Raw genomic sequence first — 21,890 nt, 5'->3', positions numbered from 1 at the left:
CCATGCTGGTCAGGTGCTGTATAGCTACCACCTGGGTAAAAACGAGAATACTTACCGTAGCCGTTTGAGTGTGAGTGAATTACCTGATGGTGAGTATCAGGTTGCGATTTCGAACGGTCGTGAGGTAACGACCCACACCGTGACTGTATCGACTCCGCAGCCCACCACTCCCAATCGCGTTATCTCGCTGAACTAACGCTGGATTCTACAAACAAAAAAAGCGTCTCCGGAACTAACCGGAGACGCTTTTTTTGTTCAATATGGTTACTGATAAAGGCTTGATAGTCTTAATGAATGTGTACTGATTTAGTCTCGCTTGTTTTTGGTAACAAGTTGGGCTTTACTTTGTAAGTTTATCTTACGAAACCCTGGCTTCTGCGAGAGCGGACTACCCCAACGTCTTGCATGCTTAGACAATAAAAACGGAAGAAGCGTGCATAAAAAACTTTTCTGAAAACCTGCTCAACTTATCAGGGATGAGCCTACATACGCCTGTACAGATCAGCACATAGTGCCTGATCAATTTCAGTAGAGATTATGATTAAAGTTATATGAGAGTTGTCTTTTATAAAGGAATATTTGTAATATATTTTATAATATGCATAAATATTCCTTTAATAGTGCTTTCAGGCTGGCTGATTACCTGACTTTTTATTTTGAAATGCAGTCTATAGAGATTGTTAAGCCAGTTGGTTGGAGTTCTCTGGATGACTGGCATAATCGACGATGTATAAGTAGCTTGCCTGTTCAGGCAATCAGGTGCTTTTTATCGACGAGTAACTTTGAATTTCTGGTCAATCAGTTTAATTAACCACACTGTATGGAGTATTCGCAGTTGCTTTCACGCCAGATCAATCGCTATTTGCCCCAGGAACTTCAGCGGTTACCTGAAATGACCAAATTCCTGGATTCTGTTCAGCATTCGTACCTTGCCTACGAACGAGACCGTGAATTAACCGAACGGGCCTTTGCCATTAGTGAAAAGGAATATATTGAGTTACACACGCAATTAAAACATGAACTGGAAGTAAAGAAACTCTCGGTTCAAAAGCTGGAAGAAGCGGTTAGTACGATCAGCGGCTCGGAACTACAGACAGACTCCAACGATTTATTGGCCATAGCGCGGTTGCTCCATCATCAAATCAACAAACGGAAAAATGCTGAAAAGATATTTACCTCTCTGATCTCCAATATGGAGAATGGAGTTCTGGTAGAGGATGAAAATCGGGCTGTTGTCTTCACTAACCAGGTTTTTTGCGATTTATTCGCTATACCTGTATCGCCCGATTTGCTCCAGGGTGCCGACTGTACCAATGCCGCCGAAACATCTAAAAACCTGTTCAAAGACCCCGATCTGTTTGTTAGCCGTATTAATACGATTCTGGCTGAGAAAAAGCTGGTTCGGGGCGAAATTCTGGAACTGGCCGATGGGAGTATATACCAACGAGATTATATTCCCATATTCCTGGATGAAAATTACAAAGGGCATCTCTGGAGTTATACCGATATAACCGAACAGAAGAAAAGCCGTGATGCTCTCGAGCAGAGTGAGTTGAAGAGTCGCCTGATTATGAATGGGGCTTTAGACGCTATAATTACAATTGATAGTGAGGGAGTTATTACGTTTTGGAACCCACAGGCCGAAAAAATATTTGGATGGACAGGCCAGGAGGTACTTGGCCAGAAATTAGCCGATCTTATTATACCGACTGTCCATCGGAGTGGTCATGAACGGGGCTTGCAAGACTATGGAAAAACGAAGAGGGGGGTTGTACTAGGTAAACAACTAGAGCTGTCGGCCATAAATCGTAGTCAAAAAACGTTTCCCATCGAGTTATATATCATTCCCTTAAAACAGGGCGATAATGAATTCTTCTGTTCGTTTATTCGGGATATATCGGAGCGAAAAAAAAATGAGTCCGAGCTGGAAAAGTTATCGCTCGTGGCCAGTGCGAACAAAAACGGGATCATCTTCGTCGACCTGGATAATAAAATCTTCTGGTCGAACGATGGATTTCAAAAGCTCACGCAATGTAGTGTCGATCAGGTTGTAGGTAAGTCCCTGCTGGATTTGTGTCGGGGGCCTCATACGGATACTACGAGCCAGGCTGTCATGGACAAAGCATTTAAAAACGGGGAAAGCTTTATCCATGAGGGAATTTATTACAGGCAGGATAAAAGCTGGTTTTGGGCCCGCATAAGTGGCCAACCTATTACCGACAGGCAGCAGACGATCACGCATTATTTTATAATGGTGGAAGATATTTCCCAGGAAAAAATTGTGCAGCGACGGCTCAAAGAATATGAGGAAAAGTTGCGGATGGCGCTAACAAACGTTGGCGATAATTATTGGGAGCATGATTTTCGTACCCAAAGGACCTACTTTTCCAATCCGACGAATAAGTTATTAGGCTTTCCAATCGACCAGTCAACCGATCTGGCCAGTTTATGGTGGCAGCAGGTTCATCCGGGCGATCGGCATTTACTGGAGCAGAATGACCAGCAGTATAGGGCAGGTGTATTGGCCCGCCATTCGATCGAATACCGGGTTATCCATAAAGACGGATCAATTAATTGGGTACTGGATCGGGGCGTAGTTATAGAACAGGATGATGACGGAAAACCATTAAAAATCATTGGCACGCATATCGATATTACGCATCAGAAAGAGTTAGAGATTGCACTCAAGCACGCCAAGGAAGTTGCCGAAGAGTCGACCCGCTCAAAAGAATTGTTTCTGGCCAACATGAGCCACGAAATCAGAACACCCATGAACGCCATTATGGGGATGAGCAATCAGCTCCGAAAGACCGCGTTAACTGAGCAGCAACTGTTCTATCTGAATACAATTCAATCGGCTTCTGATAACCTGCTGGTTATCATTAACGATATCCTCGATCTATCAAAAATTGAAGCTGGAAAACTGACCATCGAACAGATCGGCTTTGAGCCTCATCAGGTTATTAAGAAGGTGATGCAGATAATGAGCCACCGGGCCGAAGAAAAGGGTTTGTTATTCACCAATTCATTTTTCGATGACCGAATTGCTCCCGTTTTAATAGGTGACCCCTACCGACTAACTCAAATATTTCTTAACCTGATTTCGAACGCGATCAAGTTTACCGACAAAGGTGTGGTTGATATACGGTGTCAGGTTATTGATGATGAGGCTGCCCAGCAAACAATTCGAGCCACGGTGCAGGATACAGGCGTTGGCATGGATGAAGAGTTTGTCCAAACGATTTTTCAAACCTTCAGCCAGGAGGATGCGTCGATTACCCGTCGATTTGGCGGAACAGGACTCGGTATGAGTATCTGCAAAAACCTGGTTGATTTAATGGGGGGACAGGTACAGGTAGATAGCCGTAAAGAAGTAGGTACCTCAGTAACCTTCACCATTCCTTTTCGTAAAGGCGAATCCTGGCATTTACCCCAAAAACAGCAGGAACAAATCAATACCGATTTGCTGTCGGGAAGTCAGATTCTGGTGGTGGACGATAACGAAATGAACCGATTAGTGGCCGCTACCATACTCAAGAATTATGGGGCTGTAATAGGAGAGGCACGGCAAGGGCTCGAAGCGATTGAAAAACTCGAACAGCAGCCTTATGAATTAGTCCTGATGGATGTTCAGATGCCGGTTATGGATGGTCTCGAGGCCACCCGTGAGATTCGGGCAACCTTAAAGAACCAGTTGCCAATTATTGCCTTGACGGCTCTGGCTATACCGGGCGACCGCGAAAAGTTTCTGCAGGCTGGCATGAACGATTACCTGGCTAAACCGTTCGACGAGTCAAGTCTGCTGACTGTCGTAACAAAATGGTTGGGTAAAGACGAGTACATTCCGACGAATCATGCCAAAACTGAAAAGCAGGATAGCTTATTTGATCTGACGGAACTGCGGTCCATTGCGCAGGGTGATGAAGAGTTTGTTTCGGAAATGGTTACGATGTTTACTGATCTGGCGCCTGCAGGGCTCGAAGAGATTAAAACAGCCTATCAGGCAAATGACTTCAAAAAAGTTGGTCAGGTCGCTCATCGGCTGCATCCTTCGGTTGCCACACTTGGCATCCATTCCATAACTGATGTGCTAAAAGACATGGATAGAAATGCGGAAACCTACCAGGCTTCTCAACACCTGGAGGACCTGATTGCAACACTGGACAACGTTATTACGGAGGTTGTGAGTCAGTTACGAACGCAAACCCACATGCGTTCATAACTGATTGAAGTAGGGGATAATTAACCTTGCGAAAAGCGATTGTACAGGATTGTAACGCTCAGCACTGATCCACTAGTTTTGAGATATACCATTCTGAGACTCGGGTAAATGATGTTCGTCTTTGTCTCTCATTTTGTCGACAACAAAGGCTTTAGAGCTTTTCTTGGGCTTCTGACAGCGTGACGGTTTTGCCCAGTGCCCCAAACTCATGCAGATCGCCAAATACTTCTAAGCGAATAGACTGATCTAAACCGCCAACCCGTAGGGGGGCGAAACCCGCATCAACTAGTAGCTCGTCAATAGCCGCATCAATGCTTCGGTCATCCGTTGCATAAAACAGAACCGCCGGATCGGGGGTTTGGCCCGACGCACTTGCCAGAGAGGCAGCGCCTAAGGTGCCTAAGGCTTTGGCTAATTTTGCATCCCTGGGTAGTAGGCTGGCATTGAGCTGACCGGCAGACTGAGCTTCATCGATTATTTTGACAAAACCACCTTTTTCGTCGGGGGCTATTGGGTTAGACGGATCGACAATGATTTTGCCCGCCAGTTCAGTAGCATATTGCTGTAGAAATTCCTGAATGGCATTGAACCAGATCGCTAAAATGATGATGTCTGCCTGATCAATCGCGGTTGGAATGGTTGATGGTTGAGCCAGTTCACCTAATTCTTGAGCTATTTGCCGGGCTTTTACTTCGTTACGGTCAGCCAGAATAACTGATCGGTTTCCCTTTGTTAGATTGGTAGCCAGTATATGGCCGATATTGCCTAAGCCGATGATGGCAACGTTTAATTCAGTGTTATTCGACATGGTCTGTTTTGGTTTAAATTGACCATGCAAAGGTCCGACGGATAGCTGAGGTGGACCAATAAGCTAGCTTAAGAAATAGGCTTAAACTAGTTTAAGGTCGGACCAGCGCTTCGGTTAGATTAACCTGATGCGAGATCTTTCCGGATTTTGCTCAGAAACTCAGGGGTAATGCCCAGATAGGAGGCAATTTGTGTATTAGGGAGTCGCAGTGCCAGTTTAGGGTATTGGTCTAAAAAAGAGAGGTATCGTTCCTGGGCGGTAGAGCTAATCGTTTGTAGTACCCGATTTTGCAATTCAACGTAGTTGTTCTCGACAATAACTTTGAAAATTCGGTCGAGCTTGGGGATGTTGGTATAGAGAAAATACAGATCCTCTTTACCGATTTGCAACACAACTGCGGGTTCAATAGCTTCAATAAACAGGCTGCTGGGTTTGCCAGAATGGAAGCTGCCAATATCGGCAATCCAATTTTGTTCAGCCGCAAATTGAATATTATGCTCGGTGCCTTTGGGGTCTACGCCATACATTCGGAAGCAACCTGTTACAATAAACGTATAGTGCTGACAGGGAAATCCTTCCTGTAAGATAGCCTGGCGACGCCTGATCTGCCGTTGGGTGATTCTGCCTTCCAGGAACTGTTTTTCACTGTCCTTTAACGGGATAAAGCTCTCAAAATGATCGATTAATGGCTGAAGATTCAAGGAGAGAAGGGGTTTGTAAATGATAGTTGCAGGACGAATGGCTGTTGAAAAAAGTTCATGCTGATGGCTTCCCTGAATTATACATTACAAAACAATACGCAAAAACCTCTTCAGGGCTGTTCTGGAGAGGCTTCTGGTTTTATTGGATTAAATCGGTTAGAATACACTCGGCCGCCCGACCAGCAGGCGGCTGATAGGGCGGTAGTCAGTAAATTCGATATGGGGAGCCACATAACCCGGCTTGATAGGTTCTTCTTTAACCAGATCGGTACTGAGGTATTTTTTATTGCTGTCGCAAAGGATTGTAACAACCCGCGATTCGGGACCCATTTCGGTCTGTAAATTGATGGCTCCAATCAGATTGGCACCCGACGAAATACCGACGGCCACGCCCAACTGCAAGGCTAATTTTTGGGCTACCAGAATGGAGTCGCCATCGCTGGCCTGAACTACCGGATCAAGCTCGTTAAGCTTCAGGATGTCGGGAATGAATTCGTCGAAAAAGCCCTGAATACGGTGTGAGCCGGTTTTATGCCCGACCGATAACGTGGGTGATTCGGCAGGTTCGAGTGGATGTACGCGGATATCGGATTTACGCGACTTCAGGTAACGCCCTACGCCCATGACCGTGCCACCCGTTCCGACGCCAGCCACAAAGGCATCGGGCGTAATATCGACCCCCTGAAGCTGGAGCCAGATTTCTTTGCCCGTAGTGAGCCGGTGTGCTTCGGCATTGTATTGATTGGCGAATTGACGGGGCAGAAATACATGAGGGTCGGCCGCTGCCATTTCTTCCGACCGTCGGATAGCGCCCAGAAAACCGCCCTCTTCTTTTGTAAACAGAATAATATCGGCACCCAGGCTGCGGATGATGTCAATACGTTCCTGGCTGATACCGGCAGGCATGATGATGGTAACTGGATGCCCCAGTGCCCGCCCAACGGCCGAAAAGGCAATACCCGAACTGCCGCTCGTGGCTTCAACAATCCGGTCGCCGGGTTGAATATGCCCCTGACGATACGCCTGATGCAGTACGTGCAAGGCCATGCGATCTTTCATACTGCCGGTCAGGTTGTAGTGTTCGCACTTCACGTAGAGAGAGCGGGGCTGACCTTTATAGGTATAAAAAAGCTCTAGCATGGGTGTGTTACCGACCAGATGCCAGAGGTGTTCGAATTTTTCCTGAATGGCAGGCTTAATAGCTGTTTCGGGGGAGGAAATCATAGGCGTTGATGAAAACTATCGCCACAAATACGCAAATTTTTGCGAAAAAAATAGACTGACTTCCACTGCGGTGCTAACTGGGGTGATTAATGTAGTATTTAATAAGCCCGATTGTCGTCGGCCGCAAGCACTCGCTCCCGACTGTTGACACTGCTGCCAAACACATTAATTTCTTTTAAAATTACCCGCCCCCTTAAGTCATCGATAAATAGTGTATCGGTCGGAACGTAGGGTTTATCCTTTTGTCGATAATCCACATAGATGAATGAAACGGGCAGAATATAACTACCTGTATACCGTAGATTGAGTGACGGTAATTTTTTCAGCGCAGTTGCGACTGTATATTCAAAGCCCAGATGAGCCCCTGTGGGGCTTTGATTCAGGATCGTTATATTCTGCACGCGCCCTTTATCGCCAACGGTAAATTCAGCAAAAACTCGCATGTATTTACCTACCCACTCGGCATCGCGCGGATATTTGATCCGACGTTTCAAGATGGTAGTAAACACCGGATCATCACTTAACCCCTGCTCGGAAGTTTGTGCCAAACCGAGGTGACAAATGAATACGAATGGTAACAGCAGCCAGACTCTCATGATAATTTCTGAATGTAATCCGGCGTAAAGGTATCAGACTAGCCGATTCTAATCACTCGGTGTCGGCATTTGTAACAGAAATAGGTACGGGTCGGTATGAAAAACAGTAGGTACTTGAGTACGAAAGGGCGGGGAGTACGGTCCAGGTCCTGTGCATCCTGGCAGGTGGGGCACCGGCGTCGGAAGGTGAGCCAGTTAATGTAAAATCGAAATGAATTCGTTTTCCTGACCGGTGAGTTTGTGCCAGAAATGTTAGATTGGACAGTCATGATAGAGGAAGTTTATAGAGGGTAAATCTACCACTTATCAGGAAGGCCTGTTGTTAACTTTATTATCTGGTGAATTGTCTGTGAAATAGCTAATAGTAGCTTAATTAAGTGAAAAATGAGATTTTCTCAGCCTGATGAAAGCTGTAGGATTTACCTAAAAAAGCCGGATCAACGAAATCATAAGGCTTCGTCAATCCGGCTTTAACGATTGGCTTACTATGTAGTGAGCCAATCGTGGCACTATCTAATTAAGGCTTAGGCTCTCCAGTCGATGTACTACCAGCTGCAGGAGCCAGGGAGTTGATCCAGGCTGCAATTTTCAGCGCGTCGGCTTTAGGTACCTGCGGCATTGGTGGCATTTCGGTCGCATAGTCGGGCCAGTTGTGAGGCTTCGGATTATAGATCAACTCCACAATCTGGTCATTGGTGTATTTGCGTTTGGCCACATCGGCAAAAGCCGGACCTACCTGACGCTTGTTGGCCTGATGGCAGGCAACGCAGGTATGACGCGTCAGTAATCCTTTTACTTCTTCGTAGGTTGGGGCTTTGGCCATCGTCACGGCCTGACCTTCTACCAGCTTGGGTTTGCCTCCCCGCGTGGATTCACCAGTAGTTGCTTTAGCAGGTGCCTTTTTGCCGGTTGCTGGAGCGGTAGTCGTGGCCGCAGGAGTTGGAGACGTTGCCGGGGCTGCTGCCGAATTTTTCGTACTTACATCGCTCATCGACAGCTTTTCGCCATCTGGAATGTTGTTGAGGGTGTAATACGCAATAGGATGAATCAAGGAGTAAGACCCTTCGGCTCCACGAACCCCATCAAGGGTCAATTGGTGAATATAATACCGGCGCAGGTCACCAACGATAAGCCTTGCTTTCAGGCCATCGGCCGATACTTTTACCCCCTTGATAGGCAAAGCCTCTTTGTTGATGGTTGGGCTACCATAAACCGGGTGGTATTTGTACAGAAAGCTTTCGACCCGGTAAGAAGCTAAATCTTCGGCTGTTTTCCGGTCAACGGGCTTTGTAAATTCAACTTCAAATCCATCGGGCATGGCTTTTACGGTACGCATCTCAAACGGGGTAGCACCATTCCAGACCAGCCGTTGTAAACCTTCATTCGCATCACCAGCTGATCCCCAGCCCCGGTTGGTTTCGCCTACAAACAGGGAACCGTCTTTGGCAAAGGCCATCCGTAACACACCCGACCGGAAGCCGTTCCGAAACTCGATAGCACCGCCCTGGTATTCGCCGTTGACCTTTTCCATGAATACCCGCGAGATTTTGCTCATGCCCTGATCGCCCACCAGCAACTGGCCCGAAAAGGGGCCAAATGTACTCTGTGGAATTTCCAGAATTTCGGAGTTTGAGATACCCAGAATACCATGAGGCAACCAAACCGCGGGGGTTTGAATATCGGCACTGGGGAATTTCTCTTTCATCTGATAGAGCAGATTCGGGGTTTCGTTCGCCACGTTTTCGGGTTTGATGGCCCGACCGTTTTCGTCCCGGCGTTTGCGTTCGTCAATCTTGGCATCGAATTGCTCAGTCGTTAGCTTAACGGGCGAATTGGCCATGCTCGACCAGCGTAAACCGGCAGGGTGGCCGACAAAGGCACCTTTTTTCACATGCACAATACCACCCGAGCCCATCCAGTCGCCCTGGTTGTCGGCATAGAATAGCTCACCGTCGAAAATGCCCAGTCCGCAGGGAGAGCGCATGCCCGTTGCCCAGGGTTGCATGGTGCCATTTTCGTTGATTTTCATGGTCCATCCCCGCCAGGGAACGCGGCTTTCGCCCCGCCACCATTCTTCATCACCGAAGGCAACGTTGCCCGTTACGAAAAACTGACCATCGGGCGCAATTTTAGGACCGAAGCTATATTCGTGGTAATGACCCGACAATGGCCAGGCGTAGACCGTTTCGAAAATGTCGGCTTTCCCGTCTTTGTTCGAGTCGATCATTTTGGTCAGTTCGCCCCGCTGTGCACAGTAAAGAGCGCCATCCTTGTAGGTCAGTCCCAGTATTTCGTGCAGACCCGATGCAAACTTGCGGAAGAAAGGCTTTCGGCTGGTTGGATTTTCAATAATCCAGACATCACCCCGGCGGGTAGCTACTCCAATATTGCCATCGGGCAAGGTAGTCAGGCCACCTACTTCGAGCAGCGTGCCTTCGGGAGCACTTACTTTCAGAATTCTAAAAAAGTCCTCTTCCTTGGGCGATTCCTGCGCCACCGCCACCGAAAAGAGGCCTAGGGAAAAGAGGGTTGTCAATATCTTTTTCATGACGATATATCGTTGAAGAATGAATAATGGAAGCGGATTTTAGCACCCATCCGGCATTATCCATTGTCAATTGTTCATTAAAATAAGATGGTGTAAGTCACTTTCCCTTTTACCGGCACAATTAACTCCTGCCGACCATTGCTTTCGCGGATAGCTGGTTTGGCACCTGCTACGTTGTCGATGCGAACATAAGCCTGATCGTCGACCAGATACATCCCATTTTCGAGGGCGCTGATGTTGGCACCACTGATGATCCGGGCATATAAATCGCTGGCAGGGTTGGTTACGGTCACCTCACGCTGCACACCATGCCCATCGCTAAGTACCCGAATTTTATCGTCGACCGAAGCACCGTAACTCTGATACCGGAACGTGGGTAGGTCGTTTTCGTCAAGGACATACCCTTTTGGGCGGAAACCGGACCCTGTTGTATCGGTTACCCAGTTGGCCTGGGGCGACGATAACTTGCTCAGGAAAAGAACGGGAGTACCCAATCGCTGCACCATACCCCGTGGGCGTGACGAGCCATCGCCCCGGTCGTGCCACATGGGTGTCGCGTCCAGAAAGCCACCCCGCCATACCTGCACCAGCGCACCTTTGTCCAGATCATAGGTGTAATGTACCTGCTCTGGGCTGCCTACAGAGATAGCGTGGGTAACCCGAAGCGTGCGGCCCTGCGTGTTCTTTTCGCCGGGCATATCCATGAAGCTACGCAGGATGGTGTTGGTTGGCGCTTCAACGATGATCGGGTCAACTTCTTCGCCATTGCTGCCAGCGCCTTCGCTGATTACGAATTCCCGTACACCCGGACCCGCAACGGTTAACCCCAGCGCAGGTTGAGCCCAGTCAACAAATTTCGAGTAAAGCAATTCGAATGGTAGGTCGCCCTTGGGGAGAGTCGCTTTACCGCTGGCATTCCATTCGCCAGGCGCTACAACAACCTGATTATTGATCTTCATTTGACCGCCACCACCCGGCACGCCCAGATTGAAACGGTATTCGCCCGGTTCCGAAACGCGGAGTGTGCCCCGGTACCGAATCAGAAACTCGTTGGGGATGCGGCTAACCGAAGCCGACAATACTTTGGTGGCCCCTTCTGACTCAGGGGCTGTTTTGTCGTATTCGGGCTCTTTCTGAAACTTTCCTTTATAGACCGAGTAGGTCAGGTTGAGCAATTCCGGGCGAGGTTTGTCATACATAACGTACCGGATGTTGCGGATGGCAACGGCACCATGATCACCCTGGATGCGGAGAGGGCCCATAGCACTTTCCGTATCAAAAGCCGAACCGCGCGTTGGGCCGGTCAGCTCAACATCGTCCTGAATCACCACGCCGTTTAGTTCAATCCGAATAACACGGGCATTTTCGGTTTTTTGTCCGTTGGCATTGAAACGGGGGGCCTGAAACGAGATTTTTAAGTGTTGCCACAAACCGGGAGCACGACTGACATTCTGACGAGCAGCATGGCCTTCGTAGCCTTTCTGACCTTCGGGCCGTTTTTCATCCCATCGCTCATAAACGCCCCCATTGTCGTGTACGTTTGGTGTCCGCACATCCCAGCTATCGCGAAGCTGGATTTCGTACCGACCTTGCAGATACACGCCCGAATTAGATTTGGAGGCCATCATATACTCTAGCTCCAGATCAATATCACCGTGTTGCAGGGTCGTAAACAGATCATACTTGTATGGATTTTTAGGGTCGGCCGTTGGGTGAGCCAGTGGAATGTTGGCCAGAATACCCGTGCCCTTTGTGGTAACAAGGCTGTTTTCTTTAGCTAAATCGGCCCGAACACCGCCTACAATACGCCAGTTGGGAGTCGGTGATACAAATGCGCTTAAGTCGTTGAGGGGTAGCGAAATACCTGGTGACGGAGCCGGTTGGCCCAGCGAAAGTCCAGCTCCAAGGGCCCATAAAACGCCCACTAGCCCGCTAAAACGAGCTGAAAGGGATAGGTTTACCATAGAATTTATCATAAGATTTGAAGGGCGAAAGTTACATTTTTTCCGGCTAAAAGACTGCGAATGATTAGTTCGACTTATCTTTGACCGTTTTACAACGAATCCATTAACTCGAAACATTTTCCATGAAAAACGTACCGTTATCGTTTGTGGCCTGCCTCGGAATCGCCAGCCTTTTCGTTACCAGTCAGGCTATGGCTCAAACGGAGCCTGCCAAGCAAAATCCTCAATCGACCGAGATTTGGGAGCCTGTTCCACCTGTCGTGACCCCAGGGGCCAACGCAGCTAATGCTTCGGGAACAACTGCTCCATCTGATGCAATTGTGTTGTTCGATGGAAAAAATACGGACGAGTGGGTCGCTATTAAAGGGTATGCACCCGCCAACTGGGAGAAAACCAACGAAGGGCCGCTGAAATGGCCTGTAACAGATGGCGCGATGTACTCGACCAGAGGTTTTTCGGCCCGCTCGAAAAAAGAGTTTACAGACTTCCAATTGCATATTGAGTTTAAGTCACCCGAAAAAGTAGAAGGGACCAGCCAGGGACGCGGCAATAGTGGCATCTTCCTGCAAGGTCGTTATGAACTACAGGTACTGGATAACTACAATAACCCAACCTACGTAAATGGTATGGTCGGTTCGATCTACAAACAGGCGATTCCGCTGGTGAACCCTAGCCGCAAACCCGGTGAATGGCAAACCTATGATATTATCTATCAGGCTCCTAAATTCAACAAGGCGGGTATGATGACCGAATTTGCCTACGTAACGGTTCTGCTCAACGGTGTTCTGGTGCAGAACCATACCGCTATTCGGGGAACAACTGAATACATTGGGTATCCGAAAGTTCAGGCACATGGCGCGGGCCCAATTCTGCTGCAAGACCACAACAACCCTGTTGGTTTCCGTAATATCTGGATTCGGGAATTGTAAAGGTTGACCGTTTACGAAGTCCAACCAAGCCCTCGACCTATGGCCGGGGGCTTTTTTGTATCATTGTTTGTTTAAAACCCTGCCTTACGCGCTATGCGATTGATCTACGCACTTGCTATTCTTGTCTCTTTAGGGCTGACAGCCTGTTCAACCACAACGGTTTATATTGTTCGCCATGCCGAAAAGGTATCCGAAGCCGATACGACGAATTTAACACCTGCTGGTTATGCTCGCGCGGCTGCCTTAGCGGATCAACTGGGTAATGCCTCCATCGATTCGATCTTTACAACGCCCTATCGACGGACGCGCCAGACGGCTCAGCCCTTGGCCACGCGGCTGGGACTTTCACTAATCGATTATCCGGCAAAGCCGACTGATGCCATTGTGAACCGGGTGAGTCAGATTCGGGGAAAGCAACTACTGGTTGTTGGGCATAGCAATACCATTCTGGAGATTGCAAAAGGATTAGGCGCTCAGCCAACGATGACCCGGATCGAATCAGGGGATTTTGATAACTTATTCAGAGTCGATGTGAAGCGAGGTCTATTCGGTAAATCGGTATCGTTCTCCCAAACGACCTACGGCCAGCCTACACCCCCATAGGTGACTCATTCCTGTAATCTACCGTCTTATACGCTGTTTTACTCAAATCATACAATTGTAGTATTGTTGCGCCTACTATAGCACAATACTTTTGTTACGTCTTTTCTGTCTCATGAAACAATTCGTCTTAACCCTACTCATAATTTTAGCAATAAATAACCTGTCTGATGCGTACGGGCAGGGCATCCGGGCTGCCGCCGATCAGATGCCGCAAGTACGTAAAACCGCTTCGGCCAGTACACCTGACAATTATAAAGGGCGCCAGATAATTGTAGGCAGCGGAGGAGGGGTTACAGGAGCGTCTTCGGCCTATTATCTGCTGGAAAATGGGAAGCTTTATGGACGCCGAACACGTGATACTACGTTTACTTTCATTGGTCAACAAACGGCAGCCAATACCAAACGTGTGTTTACCATAGCCGAAGTCAACTGCAAAGTCAAAACGACGAAGTTCGACCAGCCGGGTAATCTGTATAAGTTCGTACAGTGGCGAAAAGGGAAGGTCATTTACAAAGTAACCTGGGGGGCTGTCGATAAAAAGGTCCCGGAAAATTACCCGAAGTTCTACGACTCGTTCATGGCCATGATCCCGGCTTCGCTGCGTCTGAAATAAAACTGGTATTACGTATTCGGTATACGGTGGGATAACCCTGAAAATAGCGATGCGTTCATTCACCGAATACCGAAGTTTTCTTTTTGTAAACCCAAATCCTAATGAAACCACATCTACTCGTTCTGATACTGTTTACCACGGGGGTGTCTATGGCGCAACAACCCACTACCGGATTTAGTCGGAAGATGAAAACCTCAGCGCCTACGTCGGGGCTGGCCGAGCGACTGAATGCAACCGTTGTGCCACTGCCCAACGATCGTTCGGCTGGTCAGTTACTATTGACAAGGGGGGCTTCTTTGCTTTCACTGGAGCCTATCCGTCTGCGAGTGATTCGAGATACGGCCACCAATCTGCCTGTATTTATCGAGCGTAAAAAGACGAACATTTCAGGGACAAATGCTACCCAAAAGAGTGGAGCCCGGTTGTCGGCCGCAGCAGCTGCATCGGTCACGTTTCAGTTCATGGGACAGGTTCGTGATCTGTTGAAACTCGCTAATCCCGAAGAGAACTTTACCATTGCCCGCACCGAAACAGATGAACTTGGACAGACACACGTTCGACTGGCACAAACGTTTCGAGGTATACCGATACTTGGTGCCGAACTGGTGGCACACCTGACCGATGGCGAAGTAACCTCGATCAACGGTCGGTATCAGCCAACCCCCGAAGGGCTAACGACAACGCCTGCATTAGCCCTGACTGATGTGTCTAATCTGGCACTCAAGGATGTTCGGAAAACATCGACTGTTCGGTCGTTTGGGGATAATCTGCTGAATTTGAAGTCGTCGGAAGGGGAGCTGTGCATTTTTACAATGCCGGATGGATCGGCAAAATTGGCCTACGCGCTGACCGTTCGGCCCAATATGCTCGAACGCTGGGAGTATGTAATGGATGCTCAAACTGGCGATGTACTGGATAAATACAATCATACCTGCTCATTTGTAGGGCCAATTAAAGCAACGGGTAAAGACCTTAATGGGGTGACCCGCTCATTCCAAACCTATCAGCAGTCAGGTAACTCGTATTATCTGATCGATGCATCACGGGCAATGTTTAAATCGGCTTCGTCGAAAATGCCGGATAACCCCGTTGGGGCACTCTGGACGATTGATGCCCGAAATACGTCTGGTAGTAGTCAGAAATTTTACCAGATTACCTCCACCAGCAACGCCGACTGGAGCCCTACGGCTGTTTCGGCTCATTATAACGGAGGAGTTGCCTACGAATATTACCTGAATACGTTCAAACGGAACGCCCTCAGTGGTACGGGCGAGACGATGGTTTCCATTGTCAATATGCCTGATGACGATGGAAAAGCGATGGATAACGCCTATTGGAATGGGAAGTTCATGGCGTATGGCAACGGGAAACTGCTGAAACCATTGGCGGGTGGTCTGGATGTAGCTGGACATGAAATGACGCATGGCGTTATTCAGAACACCGCCAATTTGCAGTATAAGAGTCAGTCGGGGGCTATCAATGAGTCGATGGCCGATGTTTTCGGGGCCATGATCGATCGTGCCAATTGGACTATAGGCGAGCAGATAGCTACCCCTGCCTTGTTACCTTCGGGCGCCCTACGCGACCTGTCGAATCCGAATCAGGGTGGTAAAACGAGAGATCCAAATGGCTACCAGCCCGCTACCATGTCGCAGTATGAAAACACCAGCGATGATAACGGTGGGGTTCATACCAATAGCGGTATTCCGAATTTTGCGTTCTATAAATTCGCAACGGCCATTGGAAAAGATAAAGCCGAACAGGTCTATTACCGGGCTTTGACAACCTATCTGGTGCGTACTTCCCAGTTTCTGGACTTACGGCTGGCAGTTATTAAAGCCGCTGGCGATCTGTACGGAGCTAATGGTGCTGAAGTAACGGCTGCCAAAAATGCCTTCGACGCAGTGGGTATTACCGATGGAACCCAATCAAATCCCGGCAAACAACCCGATATTCCAGCGGCATCGGGTCAGGATCTGATCTTACTGGCCGATGCCAGCACCTCGAAAGTTTATTCAACTACCGTTGGGGCTTCGCCCGCCAAATTTGACCTGAAATCAACATTAGGTTTGCTCCATCGCCCCAGCGTTACCGACGATGGAAAGTATGCTTACTATGTTACGACCGATAAGCGCATTCGGGCCGTTAACCTGACAGGTACGCCTAATGAAACGATTATTTCTAACCAACAAATCTGGGATAATGTGGCCGTTTCGCGCGATGGCAAGAAACTGGCAGCTCTGACCTCTGATCGTGATGGATCAATTTGGGTGTATAGCTACGACAAGCAGCAATGGTTGCAGTTTCAGCTCTATAATCCGACTTCGGCACAGGGCGTTCAAACGGGTGATGTCCAGTATGCCGATTCGTTTGAGTGGGATTTTACGGGAGAAAACATTGTGTATGATGCCTATAATGCGTTGAAAAGCAGTACTGGGGCCAATATTGACTATTGGGACGTAGGCTTTATCAATGTTTGGAACAACAGTACAAGTAATTTCGCCAAGGGGCAAATTGAAAAACTCTTTACGAACCTCGATGCGGGCGAAAGCATCGGTAACCCTTCATTCTCCAAAAATTCGCCTGATGTACTGGCCTTCGATTACCTCAACGAAAACGACGATACCTATCAGGTGGTGGGTGTCGATCTGAGCACTGGGAAAGCAAACATTATTTACGACAACAAAGATCTGGGTTTTCCAAGCTATTCGCGGCTGGATAATATGCTCGTGTTTTCAGGAGCGAGCGACAATGTGCTGGGTATTAATCTGGCAACTAATAAAATTGCGGCTTCGGGTAATGCTTCCGTTTTATACACTGGAGCGAAATGGCCCGTCTGGTACACGACGGCTGCCCGTGTCCAGAAAACAGCCCAGACGATTACGTTCGATGCGATTTCGGACCGCTATGTTAATCAGGGTGATCTGGTGCTGAAAGCGACCTGTTCCTCGAACCTGACCGTCGGATTTCTGGTGAAAAGTGGCCCTGCAACGCTCAGTGGCTCAACGCTGAAATTCAACGGCGTAGGTAGTGTAACGGTGCAGGCTTTCCAGAACGGTAATGATCAATATGCGGCTGCCTCTACCGTTGAGCGAACGTTCAACATCCTGGCGGTTACCGGAACCGAACCTGCCTGGGCTGATGCCTTATCAGTTTATCCGAACCCGGTCAATACAAAGCTCACCGTAGAGCTGCCCGGTACCGAAACCATTGAAAGTCTATCAATTCGTACCCTAACAGGTGCGCCTGTTCTGCAACCGCTTGTACGGGCCCGGCAGCGTAACGCTACACTCGACATTAGCCAGTTGCCCAAGGGGTTCTATGTTCTGGAGGTGCAAACCGCGAATGGGAAAGCAAACCGGAAATTAATAAAAGAGTAAGGAATGACGATTGGTTCGTGCTGACGTCTTAGTACGTGTATCCAATAAAATTGTATATTTGACCATGTACCTGGAAGAACGCGTCGAACAATTAGAAACCCTGGCTGTTGATCACGGACGGCAAATTGAAACCATTGCCAAAGGTGTAGCCGATTTAACCGTAACCGTTAATCACCGATTTGATCGAGTTGATGAACGATTTCATCAGATTGCTGAACGATTTGATCAAATTGATGAGCGATTTGATCGAGTAGAGAAAGATATTTCAGAGTTAAAATCTGATGTGTCTGTCTTGAAGGCTGATGTGTCTGAGCTAAAAAGTGGTCAGGCAAGACTGGAGCAAACGCAACAGTTAATTCTGACGATTTTGCAGGAACGCCTGAAGTAGGTTAGCCATTTAAACGTAAAATCAGGGGGATAAGGTGCGCGACTTTCGTACGTTATCCCCCTGATTTTTTATGCTATCTAATGATTCGTTAACTGTCAACGTGTTGAAAATTAACTGTATTCGTTTGCTTATTGATCGTAACTGAAATATGCTTTCCAGAAAGTTGAGCTTCCTGAATAGTTGTTCTCAGAATTTGTTCACTAACAGGCTGATTATTCAGAGTTAAACTTCTGCCCTTTGTAAAATCATTCCAAAACTCATTGACTGCCGATGAGTTGTCATCTTCTTCCAACTGAAATCGGATAGGTAAGTTATACATTACATTGACCGCTTTGCCATTTTGCCGGGCTGGTGTCCAGTTGGGCATTTGCTCAACTACCCGAACCGCTTCTTCGTCGGCTCCGTAACCGATGCCTCTCAGGACCTCCACATTCGTAATTTCGCCTTTGTCTGTAACAACGAAACGAACAAAGACTTTGCCCTCTATCTTGGATTTCTCGGCCGCTTCCGGATATTTTAAGTTTTCACTCAGGTATTCACCTAGTTTTTTCATACCCCCAGGAAATTGGGGGTGATCATCAACCACAGTAAATACTTCACCCTCTACCTTTACAGGCTTTCTTGCGGCTGAAACGGGCAAATCTTTTTCCGTTTGCGTACACATAAGCAGACAGGCCGCCAGCGGTAGTACTAATACATAGCCGAATAATGCCCGGCGTTTTGATACAGGTTTTTTGAGCATGATAATTCGCTGTTTGAGGGTTGATTTAGAGACAAAGGGCGTAATGAGTGCTGATGGGGACACATTGAGGGCGTAGGCAACTAACTGTTGCGGATAGTCGGGCTGGGGCGTTTTTAAAACAGCACGGTCGGCCAGAAACTCATGGACTTCCTGTAAGGCCCGTTTATAGTAAATGAGCACAGGGTTGAACCAGAAAACTACTTGTATCAATTCCAGAGCTAGTATATCGACCGTATGACGCTGACGAATGTGAGCTGCCTCATGCCGGAGCAGCGCATCGGGTTCCGCCAGCCCATCTGAACGATTCAGAACCAGATAACGCCCAAATGAAAACGATGGGGATGAATCATCAGGAAGTCGAATGAGTGTGTAAGCCTCTCGATGTTGTGCTTTGCCTGAATGGATGAGCCGGAAAACGGCCCACACATTGAGTGCTAACCGCGTAAGCATGATAAGTATCCCCAGGGCATAGACGATACTGATCCTATCGACTAGCGTTAAAGAGTAATGGCTTTCTGTGGATTGACCAACCTCAAACGTCGGTAAGGTTATCGTACTCGTCGGAAGGGAGGCAAGGGGTTCGCCGGGAAGCTCGACAAAGGGTAAGGCCAGCGATAACCCAACAGACAGGAGCAGATAGACCCGATTGAGCCCGAAAAAAGTATTTCGGCACAGCAACAAGACATAGCAGCCGTAGAATAACAGAAGATAGAGGCTGGCTGTCAGGAAGTAGCTGAATGGGCTCATTTCGTTTTCGTGGTTATGAGAACGACGCCATTTTTTCCTCTTTCGCCATAGGCGGCAATAGCTGATCCGTCTTTCAGTACCGTGACGCTTTCAATATCACTGGGCTGCAAATCCCGAATCGTTTTAAAGCGGGCTGTAGCGTTCGACTTTGAATCCTTAGGCATTTCAACGCCATCAATGATGTATAGAGGGTCTCCATCATGAAATACATTGCCCCGAATAGTTATAGGAGGCCCTGGCTTTCGTGACGAATCCGCGAGTCGATAATAGGGGCTTACATCATTATAAAGAGCAACTCGGCCATTCTTGCTGTTATCAAGAATATAATTAGGCTTTTGCCGTGAGTCTGAATCTGGTTTTACTACCTGCCCTGTCCGTTTATCCTCTGATTTTTCTAACTGGAACTGAATAGGCAGATTGTATTGTACCGATACGGCCTGCCCATTTTGCCTGCCAGGCGACCACTTGGGCATCTGACTTACTACCCGAACGGCTTCTTCGTCACAGCCGCCACCAATTCCTTTTAGGATTCGTAAGCTCTGAATATCCCCCTCTTGTGTAACAACAAATTGTACGAATACTCGGCCTTGAATGCGGTTTTGCTGGGCTTCTTTGGGATAGCGTAGGTTACGAGCGAGGTACTGGCCTAATGCCCGCATACCTCCCGGAAATTCAGGTACCTGTTCAACAACGGTAAAAATCGCCCCTTTATCGGACGAGGCACGTTTGCTCGGATTAATTGTTTGGGCAGCAGGTTTGGATGTAGGCTCATAGGCCACGACAACAACTTCATTCAACTTACTGTCTTGTGTTTGAAGGCTGGCATTTATTGATGAATGCCCTTTTACTTCTACCACTGCTGTCTCAAAACCAACAAAGCTAAACACCAATGAACCCGTTTTAGGTATGTTGGTCAGACGGTATTTACCGTTTACATCTGTCGTTGTACCTGTATTGGTATTTTTGAGAATGACACTAACTCCCGGCAATGGCTTCCCATCTGCCGAGTTTGTTACCCGCCCTGAAACAGTGATCGTTTCGTTTGTTACCTGACTGACCATATCCGTAATCTGTTCACGTGCGGTGGTCATAGCCAGTAAGCCCAGGGCGAGGGGCAGAATCAATATGTACTTGCCTAAGGCCCAGCGCGTAGTCGCTTTCTGGTGAAGCATCAGGATGCGTTGTTTAAGCAGCGACGGATTGAAAAAGCCATTGACAAGTGCATCGGGCTGTTGCCCAAAGGTGTACTCAACCAAAAAATGGGCGTAATCACTCGGTTTTGAAATGGCTTTATCGGCCAGAAACTCATGTACTTGCCGGAGCATACGGTCGATTAACCATAAAGCCGGACAGGCCCAAAAGACTGCTCTTAATAGGGCCATACCCAATACATCGAGGCTATGGTGTTGCCGGATGTGTACTAATTCGTGATTGATAATCAGGTTGTTGTTTTTGTCTTCCGGGTTTAAAACCAGATACCGGAAGAAAGAAAAGGTTGATGTTGTCTTTATTGGCTCTACTAATACATAATCGTCAAGAACATGCTGACTTGATTGGCGGATAAATGCCATCAATCGCCCCGTGCGGACAATCAGTTGCAGAACAAGTAAAAAACTAACCATGCCATAGGCAATCAAACCGATTTCGGTCCAGTCGGGTCCCGTTTCGGCTGGTGTTGTTATAGCCGATACGGGTAACACAATTACCCCCATGGGTACGGGTAGTGTTTCGGCTGTATGTGTAGGTAAACTTGCCAGTGGGAGCACCAGCGAGGCAACCGCCGAAACGAGTAAATAGGCTCGATTCAGACTGAAAAAGGTGTGCCGACGGAGTAATAACCAGTAGCAACTTACAAATAGCAACCCATACAGGTTGGCTTTTAGGAAATAGTCGAGCGTATTCATTGTTCTTTCTGCTGGTTTAGGAGTTTAATGATTTCGTCGGCTTCGTTCAGGCTGATATTCTTGTCTTTCACGAAAAACGACACCAGTTTTTTCAGGGAATTATCGAAGTAGTTCGCCATTAGCTGCTCGGTCTGAAAACGGCGATATTCTTCTTCCGTAATCAGCGGATAGTACTCATGCGTTTTCCCATAGGCTGTGTAGCCAACCAGTTCCTTTTTCTCCAGAATTCGGATGATGGTCGAGACGGTGTTATACGCAGGTTTGGGCTCCGGTAATTCGGCCAGTACGTCTTTGACAAATCCCTTTTTGAGTTGCCATAGAACACGCATGATTTCTTCTTCAGCCTTGGTGAGTTCGCGAATCGGCATAATGTTCACAGCTATTTCTTTACTAAAGGAAAGGTATGACTAATGGATTAGTTTTACAACTAAATGATTAGTTATTTGTTGTAAAAAAATAGGAAACTCTGTTTCTAGCCTAAAAAAAGGGTTTCCTGATAACTCAATCTAAAGTAAGTTTAG

The 21,890-nt window shown here is 47.8% G+C and carries 15 protein-coding genes and 1 pseudogene; 7 read left to right on the top strand and 9 right to left on the bottom strand.

The window, feature by feature from the left end; translation table 11 throughout:
• Both BGO59_RS33440 and BGO59_RS33435 read left to right on the top strand, forming a co-directional pair.
• Positions 1–196, top strand: a pseudogene (locus tag BGO59_RS33440) (hypothetical protein); the annotation flags it as partial.
• Positions 197–820: 624 nt separating this feature from the next.
• On the top strand, positions 821–4,222 hold the full coding sequence (locus BGO59_RS33435) for a PAS domain S-box protein (protein ID WP_293691563.1): 3,402 nt from the start codon (positions 821–823) through the stop codon (positions 4,220–4,222).
• A gap of 151 nt (positions 4,223–4,373) precedes the next feature.
• Here the strand turns inward: BGO59_RS33435 and BGO59_RS33430 are convergent, their stop codons facing one another.
• From BGO59_RS33430 to BGO59_RS33405, 6 genes are all read right to left on the bottom strand, one after another.
• A complete protein-coding gene (locus tag BGO59_RS33430) occupies positions 4,374–5,030 on the bottom strand; it encodes an NAD(P)-binding domain-containing protein (RefSeq protein WP_293691561.1) in 657 nt (218 codons plus the stop codon).
• 119 nt (positions 5,031–5,149) lie between these two features.
• Positions 5,150–5,731, bottom strand: a complete 582-nt coding sequence (locus tag BGO59_RS33425; protein WP_293691560.1) for a Crp/Fnr family transcriptional regulator — start codon at positions 5,729–5,731, stop codon at positions 5,150–5,152.
• Between the two features lie 156 nt (positions 5,732–5,887).
• Positions 5,888–6,955, bottom strand: a complete 1,068-nt coding sequence (locus BGO59_RS33420) for a PLP-dependent cysteine synthase family protein (protein WP_293691559.1) — start codon at positions 6,953–6,955, stop codon at positions 5,888–5,890.
• Between the two features lie 98 nt (positions 6,956–7,053).
• Positions 7,054–7,503, bottom strand: coding sequence for a hypothetical protein (locus BGO59_RS33415; protein ID WP_293691558.1), 450 nt, complete (start codon positions 7,501–7,503; stop codon positions 7,054–7,056).
• Positions 7,504–8,068: 565 nt separating this feature from the next.
• On the bottom strand, positions 8,069–10,099 hold the full coding sequence (locus tag BGO59_RS33410) for a c-type cytochrome (RefSeq protein WP_293691557.1): 2,031 nt from the start codon (positions 10,097–10,099) through the stop codon (positions 8,069–8,071).
• 77 nt (positions 10,100–10,176) lie between these two features.
• Entirely contained in the window at positions 10,177–12,063 is a 1,887-nt protein-coding gene (locus BGO59_RS33405) for a family 16 glycoside hydrolase (protein WP_293691556.1), read from the bottom strand.
• A 122-nt stretch (positions 12,064–12,185) separates the two neighbouring features.
• Between BGO59_RS33405 and BGO59_RS33400 the strand changes: the two genes are divergently transcribed.
• The 5 genes from BGO59_RS33400 (at position 12,186) to BGO59_RS33380 (ending at position 17,976) form a co-directional block, all read left to right on the top strand.
• Entirely contained in the window at positions 12,186–12,992 is an 807-nt protein-coding gene (locus BGO59_RS33400; protein ID WP_293691555.1) for a DUF1080 domain-containing protein, read from the top strand.
• Positions 12,993–13,085: 93 nt separating this feature from the next.
• Positions 13,086–13,595 carry a phosphoglycerate mutase family protein gene (locus BGO59_RS33395; RefSeq protein ID WP_293691554.1) on the top strand — a complete coding sequence of 170 codons (510 nt, stop codon included), beginning with the start codon at positions 13,086–13,088 and terminating at the stop codon, positions 13,593–13,595.
• A 112-nt stretch (positions 13,596–13,707) separates the two neighbouring features.
• Positions 13,708–14,208: an FAD-binding oxidoreductase gene (locus tag BGO59_RS33390; RefSeq protein ID WP_293691553.1), complete on the top strand. Its 501-nt coding sequence runs from the start codon at positions 13,708–13,710 to the stop codon at positions 14,206–14,208.
• Between the two features lie 101 nt (positions 14,209–14,309).
• Positions 14,310–17,588, top strand: a complete 3,279-nt coding sequence (locus tag BGO59_RS33385) for a M4 family metallopeptidase (protein ID WP_293691552.1) — start codon at positions 14,310–14,312, stop codon at positions 17,586–17,588.
• Between the two features lie 64 nt (positions 17,589–17,652).
• Entirely contained in the window at positions 17,653–17,976 is a 324-nt protein-coding gene (locus tag BGO59_RS33380) for a hypothetical protein (protein WP_293691551.1), read from the top strand.
• 88 nt (positions 17,977–18,064) lie between these two features.
• Here the strand turns inward: BGO59_RS33380 and BGO59_RS33375 are convergent, their stop codons facing one another.
• From BGO59_RS33375 to BGO59_RS33365, 3 genes are read right to left on the bottom strand one after another with little or no spacing between them, the layout of a single operon-like run.
• Entirely contained in the window at positions 18,065–19,465 is a 1,401-nt protein-coding gene (locus tag BGO59_RS33375; RefSeq protein ID WP_293691550.1) for a M56 family metallopeptidase, read from the bottom strand.
• A complete protein-coding gene (locus tag BGO59_RS33370; protein WP_293691549.1) occupies positions 19,462–21,369 on the bottom strand; it encodes a M56 family metallopeptidase in 1,908 nt (635 codons plus the stop codon). Before BGO59_RS33370 ends, BGO59_RS33375 begins: the two co-directional genes overlap by 4 nt.
• Positions 21,366–21,737, bottom strand: coding sequence for a BlaI/MecI/CopY family transcriptional regulator (locus BGO59_RS33365; protein WP_293691548.1), 372 nt, complete (start codon positions 21,735–21,737; stop codon positions 21,366–21,368). The genes BGO59_RS33370 and BGO59_RS33365 overlap by 4 nt, the downstream gene beginning before the upstream one ends.
• Positions 21,738–21,890 lie beyond the last annotated feature (153 nt).

It is taken from the genome of Spirosoma sp. 48-14, assembly GCF_001898575.1.
In the GTDB taxonomy this organism is placed as follows: Bacteria; Bacteroidota; Bacteroidia; order Cytophagales; family Spirosomataceae; genus Spirosoma.
Note: the sequence above shows the minus strand (reverse complement) of the source record. Positions and strands in the feature narration are given on the sequence as shown.

What these genes read in the sequence shown, in the direction of transcription:
- BGO59_RS33400 (WP_293691555.1), top strand. Translation starts at nt 12,186, where the DNA reads ATGAAAAACGTACCGTTATCGTTTGTGGCCTGCCTCGGAATCGCCAGC.
- BGO59_RS33430 (WP_293691561.1), bottom strand. Translation starts at nt 5,030, where the DNA reads ATGTCGAATAACACTGAATTAAACGTTGCCATCATCGGCTTAGGCAAT.
- BGO59_RS33365 (WP_293691548.1), bottom strand. Translation starts at nt 21,737, where the DNA reads ATGCCGATTCGCGAACTCACCAAGGCTGAAGAAGAAATCATGCGTGTT.
- BGO59_RS33435 (WP_293691563.1), top strand. Translation starts at nt 821, where the DNA reads ATGGAGTATTCGCAGTTGCTTTCACGCCAGATCAATCGCTATTTGCCC.
- BGO59_RS33395 (WP_293691554.1), top strand. Translation starts at nt 13,086, where the DNA reads ATGCGATTGATCTACGCACTTGCTATTCTTGTCTCTTTAGGGCTGACA.
- BGO59_RS33405 (WP_293691556.1), bottom strand. Translation starts at nt 12,063, where the DNA reads ATGGTAAACCTATCCCTTTCAGCTCGTTTTAGCGGGCTAGTGGGCGTT.
- BGO59_RS33385 (WP_293691552.1), top strand. Translation starts at nt 14,310, where the DNA reads ATGAAACCACATCTACTCGTTCTGATACTGTTTACCACGGGGGTGTCT.
- BGO59_RS33410 (WP_293691557.1), bottom strand. Translation starts at nt 10,099, where the DNA reads ATGAAAAAGATATTGACAACCCTCTTTTCCCTAGGCCTCTTTTCGGTG.
- BGO59_RS33370 (WP_293691549.1), bottom strand. Translation starts at nt 21,369, where the DNA reads ATGAATACGCTCGACTATTTCCTAAAAGCCAACCTGTATGGGTTGCTA.
- BGO59_RS33420 (WP_293691559.1), bottom strand. Translation starts at nt 6,955, where the DNA reads ATGATTTCCTCCCCCGAAACAGCTATTAAGCCTGCCATTCAGGAAAAA.
- BGO59_RS33375 (WP_293691550.1), bottom strand. Translation starts at nt 19,465, where the DNA reads ATGAGCCCATTCAGCTACTTCCTGACAGCCAGCCTCTATCTTCTGTTA.
- BGO59_RS33390 (WP_293691553.1), top strand. Translation starts at nt 13,708, where the DNA reads ATGAAACAATTCGTCTTAACCCTACTCATAATTTTAGCAATAAATAAC.
- BGO59_RS33380 (WP_293691551.1), top strand. Translation starts at nt 17,653, where the DNA reads ATGTACCTGGAAGAACGCGTCGAACAATTAGAAACCCTGGCTGTTGAT.